The following is a 5,150-nucleotide window of genomic DNA, read 5'->3' on the forward strand; positions in this document are numbered from 1 at the left end:
GGGTGGGAGGCCATGCCCCCACGGTAATCGCGTTGTACTGTGCCTACGGTCCGCGCGCGGGGCGCAGGCGGCGAAGCTAAGGGGCGACGGTGGCGAGAAGGCCGGGGAGAACGACGCTGTGGACCGTCCACGGTGACGGCAAGAGCATCAGGCCCGGCGAGGTCGTGGCCCCCATGGAACGGTTGAGCTGGCCCCGGACCATCGGCATCGGCGCCCAGCACGTGGTGTCGATGTTCGGCGCGACGTTCGTCTTCCCCATCATCATGGGGCTCAACCCACAGCTCGCCATCCTCTTCTCCGGCGTCTGTACGCTGCTGTTCCTGGCCATCGTCAAGGGGCAGGTCCCCAGCTACCTGGGCACCTCGGTCGCGTTCGTCGGGGCGGTCGCGGCGATCCGCGCGCAGGGTGGCACGAGCGCGGAGGTCACCGGCGCGATGCTGGTGGCGGGTGCGACGCTCGCCGTCGTCGGCATCATCGTGCACGTGGTGGGCGGGCGCGTGGTCACCGCGATCCTCCCGCCGGTCGTCACCGGGGCCGTGGTGATGCTGCTGGGCTTCAATCTGGCGCCCGTCGTGGCCGAGACCTACTGGCCGCAGGACCAGTGGGTGGCACTGACGGTGATGATCGCCCTGATCCTCATGACCGTGGGACTGAAGGGCTTCGCCGGCCGGATCGCGATCTTCCTCGCGCTGATCTTCGGATATGTCCTGTCGTGGGTCCTCGACCTGGTGACCGGGCCCATCACCTCGTTCAACGCCACCGCCGGTGAGGTGACGGAGCACCTGCGGGTGGACTGGTCGGGAGTGTGGGACGCGCCGTGGCTCGGGCTGCCGCCCATGACCGACGAGGCCGCGGGCGTGGTGGGAATCCACGCCCCGGACTTCTCGCTCGCGTTCGTGCTGCTCATCGTCCCCGGGATCATCGCCCTGATCGCCGAGAACGCCGGTCACGTCAAGGCGATCGGCGAGATCACGCGCACCGAGACCGACGGCCTGATGGGCCGGGCCCTGGCCGCCGACGGTGCGGGCACCGTCCTGGCCACCTCGTTCGGTGGATCGGCGACGACGACGTATGCCGAGAACATCGGGGTGATGGCCGCGACCAAGGTCTACTCCACCGCCGCATATGTGGTGGCCGCCCTGACCGCCATCCTCCTGGGGTGTTCGCCGAAGCTGGGTGCGGTGATCTCGGCGACGCCCGGCGGGGTGCTGGGCGGGATCACGGTGGTCCTGTACGGCATGATCGGCCTGCTCGGTGCCAAGATCTGGAAGGAGAACCGGGTCGACTTCGGCAACCCGCTCAACCTGGTCCCGGTCGCGGCGGGCGTGGTGATCGCCGTCGGCGACACGACCCTGGTCGTGACGGACGACTTCCAGCTCGGCGGGATCGCGCTCGGCACCCTCGTGGTGGTGCTGGGCTACCACCTCGCCCGGGTGATCGCCCCGCAGTTGAGAGCGCAGGCCGAGCGCGACGAGATCCACGAGCTCACCCTCCTCGGGCCGAACCCGGAGGTGGAGGTGCCGGAGAGGTAGCCGCCCGCCGGTGATGCGGGCGCGCGCCTACACTCGACCCGGACGGCCGGCAGATCGGAGGTGCGCGTGACAACGCAGGACCCCCCGAACACCTCGGTGCTCATCGACACCTTCGGTCGCACCGCGCGAGACCTGCGCGTGTCGCTGACGGAGAAATGCTCGCTGCGGTGCACGTACTGCATGCCGGAGGAGGGGTTGCCCCCGATCCCCGACGCCGCACGGATGACGGGCGACGAGGTGGTCCGGCTGGTCGCGCTCGCGCACCACGAACTCGGGGTGCGCGAGGTGCGCTTCACCGGCGGGGAACCGCTGATGCGCCAGGACCTCGAGCAGATCATCGCCGGGACCAGGGCGGCGTGCCCGGACCTGCCGATCGCCCTGACCAGTAACGGTGTCGGACTCGAGCACCGGGTGGGCGCGCTGGTCGACGCCGGGCTCGACCGGATCAACATCTCGCTGGACACGGTCAACCGCCTGGAGTTCGCGGAGCTCACCCGCCGCGATCGACTGCCGTCGGTCCTGCGCGGGGTGCGGGCCGCGGTCGAGGCGGGACTCGACCCGGTCAAGGTCAACGCGGTGCCGATGCGGGCGACCCTGCCCGGGGCTCCGGACCTGCTGGAATGGGCTCTGACCGAGGGCGTGCAGCTGCGGTTCATCGAGGAGATGCCGCTCGACGCCGACAACACCTGGTCCCGGGTGGAGATGGTCACCGCGCAGGAGCTGCTCGAGGTGCTGGGCGCGCGATTCGACCTCGTCCCCGCCGGCCGCGAGGACCCGTCCGCACCGGCCGAGTTGTGGCAGGTGGTCGGACGTTCGGTGGCGGGGTCTCCGGCACACGTCGGGGTGATCGCCACCGTCACCCGGAATTTCTGCGCGGCCTGCGACCGGACGAGGTTGACCGCGGAGGGCACAGTGAGATCCTGTCTGTTCAGCGACGACGAGACCGACGTCCTGGGCGTCCTGCGTTCCGGCGCGCAGGACGCGGAGATCGCCCGGGTCTGGCGCGGGGCGATGTGGGGCAAGCAGGCCGGGCACGGCATCGGCGGGACGGCGTTCCACCGGCCGCGCAGGTCGATGGGCGCCATAGGTGGATGATTTGTCAACAAAATGGTGCCGGCGTGTCCGGGACAGAGGTTAGAGTCGACCACGTGAGCACGACATCCAGAATGATCACCGTGGGGTACTACGCGGCGGCCGAGGACGCGGCCGGCACCGCGCGCGAGCGCCTCCTCACGGAGGCGACCACCATCGGCGAACTGGCCCGGGAGGTCTGCGAGCGGCACGGTGAGCCGCTCGCCAGCATCGTCACGGTCTCGTCGTTCCTCATCGGCGAGGAGACCACCCGCGATCCCCACGCGTCGATCGACGGGGTCTCCGTGGTCGACGTCCTGCCCCCGTTCGCCGGAGGGTGACCGGTGGGACGGCGTTCGGGGCTCGCGTTGGGCGTCGCCCTGATGTGTTCCGGCGTCGCCTGTGCGGTCGAGGAGCCTGAGGCCACCGCGGTCGTCTCGCTCGGGGTGGCGGCCGCCCCGTCGCTGTCCGAGGCGTTCGTCGACATCATCCGGATCTTCGAGGAGGAGAACCCGGGTGTTCGGGTCCATCTCGAACTCGGGCGGTCGGACGAGATCGCCCGGGGGTTGTCCGAACGCACGGACCTCAACGTCTTCGCCTCCGCGAGCGAGGAGGCGATGGAGTCGGCAGTAGAGCAGGGCGCTGCGGTGGGGCCGCAGATCTTCGCCCGCAACCACGTGGTCGTGGCGGTCCCGGCCGGGAACCCCCGCGACGTCCGAGAGATGGCCGACCTGGCCCGTCCGGAGTTGAGGGTGGGCCTGTGCGCGGTGGACACCCCGTGCGGGAAGGCGACCGAGAAGGTGCTCACGGCCTGGTCGGTGCAACCCGTGGACGCCGTGAGGGAATCGGGTGGGTCCCGCGCTCTCACCGCCAGGCTCGCGGACGGTGAGATGGACGTGGGAATCGTCTACCGCACGGACGTGGCGAGTTCGAACGGGTGGGTGGCGCCCGTCGAGGTGGAGGGCCGCGAACGCGAGCTGATGAGGTCAGCGGGCATGACCCGGTACGTCCTCGCCCGCGTACCCGGTGGGGAGGGCGGCCCGGACGGCGAAGCTGAGCGGGTCGCTGCCGACCGGTTCCGCGAATTGGTCACCTCTGATCGCGGCCGCAGAGCGCTCGAGGGGGTCGGGCTGGAACCGCTGCCGGAGTGACCCGGGTGCCGCCCGGCGCGCGGGACTAGACCAGCCAGTCGTTGGGGGCGAAGAGCTCGGCGTGAATCCGGTGTTCGGGCACCCCGGCCTCGAGGAACCTCGGGCGCATCGACTGGAGGAAGCCGGTGGAGCCACACAGGAAGACGTGTGCGTCCGCCGGGAGTCCGACGGAGGCCGGGTCCATGAGGCCCGGGTGGACCGTCCCGGGTCCGGAGGCCGCGTCCGCGCCGTGCTCGTACCAGGTGTGCACCTCGGCATCGGCGAGCAGTGAGGACTCGCCGGCGACCTCCTCGGCCAGAACGTGCTGGTCGGGCGAGCGGTCCGCGTGCAGGATCAGCACGCGCCGGGGATCGTCGGTCGCCGACAGGTGAGCGATCATGCCGAGCATCGGGGTGATGCCGATCCCGGCCGAGCACAGGACGACCGGTGCCGCGTCCGGGCCCGACCCGGTTCCCGCGGCGTCCAGGACCAGGTCACCGAACGGCAGCGTGACCTGGAGCGTGGTGCCGACCCTGGCGTGGGCGTGCAGCCACCCGGAGACCTCACCGGCGGGGCACGGACCCGCGCCACCGGAGACCGCGTCGACCCGGCGGACGCCGATCCGCCACGTGCCCGACCCCGGCGCCGCCGACAGCGAGTACTGACGCAACTGACGCGCGCCGTCGGGCAGCACCACTCCGACGGAGGTGTACTGGCCGGGTCGGAAGTCTGGCAGGTCGCCACCGTCGGGACCGCCGAGGGTCACCACGGTGACGGAATCGGTGACGTCCTCCCGGGCCAGGACGACGGCGGTCCGGAAAACGTCTCCCGGCTCGACCCGGGCCTCGGCGTAGAGGGCGTTCTCGAAGTCTACGAGGACGCTCGCCATGATCCAGTACACCTCGTCCCACGCGGCCGCGATCTCCGGGGTGATCGCCTCGCCCAGCACCTGGACGATCGCGTCGAAGAGGTTGTCGTGGACCACCTGGTACTGGTCGGCGGTGATCCCGAGGCTCGCGTGCTTGTGGCCGATCCGGGCCAGCATGTCGACGGGGCTCTTCCCGTCCACCAGCAGCGTCGCGAAGGTGGCGATGGAGGCGGCGAGCGCGCGCTGCTGGGCGCCCAGCTTCTGGTTGCCGCGGTTGAAGGTGTCGCGCAGGAGCTCGGGGTGGTTGCCGAACATCGTGCGGTAGAACACCGGGGTGATCTCGTCGATGTGCGCCCCGATGACCGGGAGCGTGTCGCGGATGATCGGGACGTGGTGCGGCGAGAGCTCCCGCGGATGGGCGAGGATCGTCTCGAGTGAGGTGAGCGACGTGGTCATGCGGATCTCCTTCAGTGGACGCGACGGGGTCACCCGGGCACCTGGGGTGCCGGGCGTCGAGGGGGTGTGGGTCGGTGGTCGCCGACCCACACC

At 70.7% G+C, this 5,150-nt stretch carries 5 protein-coding genes; 4 read left to right on the plus strand and 1 reads right to left on the minus strand.

The window, feature by feature from the left end; all coding sequences use genetic code 11:
- Positions 1 to 173 precede the first annotated feature (173 nt).
- The 4 genes from IY392_RS00420 (at position 174) to IY392_RS00435 (ending at position 3,754) form a co-directional block, all read left to right on the plus strand.
- Positions 174 to 1,532 carry a uracil-xanthine permease family protein gene (locus tag IY392_RS00420; protein WP_228548840.1) on the plus strand — a complete coding sequence of 453 codons (1,359 nt, stop codon included), beginning with the start codon at positions 174 to 176 and terminating at the stop codon, positions 1,530 to 1,532.
- A gap of 66 nt (positions 1,533 to 1,598) precedes the next feature.
- Positions 1,599 to 2,627: a GTP 3',8-cyclase MoaA gene (gene moaA, locus IY392_RS00425; protein ID WP_231750434.1), complete on the plus strand. Its 1,029-nt coding sequence runs from the start codon at positions 1,599 to 1,601 to the stop codon at positions 2,625 to 2,627.
- Between the two features lie 53 nt (positions 2,628 to 2,680).
- Complete coding sequence (locus IY392_RS00430) at positions 2,681 to 2,944, plus strand: MoaD/ThiS family protein (protein ID WP_231750435.1); 264 nt, start codon at positions 2,681 to 2,683, stop codon at positions 2,942 to 2,944.
- 3 nt (positions 2,945 to 2,947) lie between these two features.
- On the plus strand, positions 2,948 to 3,754 hold the full coding sequence (locus IY392_RS00435) for a substrate-binding domain-containing protein (protein ID WP_194860242.1): 807 nt from the start codon (positions 2,948 to 2,950) through the stop codon (positions 3,752 to 3,754).
- Between the two features lie 25 nt (positions 3,755 to 3,779).
- Here IY392_RS00435 and IY392_RS00440 read toward each other — a convergent pair whose 3' ends face one another.
- Positions 3,780 to 5,057, minus strand: a complete 1,278-nt coding sequence (locus IY392_RS00440) for a globin domain-containing protein (protein WP_194860243.1) — start codon at positions 5,055 to 5,057, stop codon at positions 3,780 to 3,782.
- Between the last annotated feature and the right edge of the window lie 93 nt (positions 5,058 to 5,150).

It is taken from the genome of Dietzia sp. SYD-A1 (assembly GCF_015356725.1).
Taxonomy (GTDB): Bacteria; Actinomycetota; Actinomycetes; order Mycobacteriales; family Mycobacteriaceae; genus Dietzia.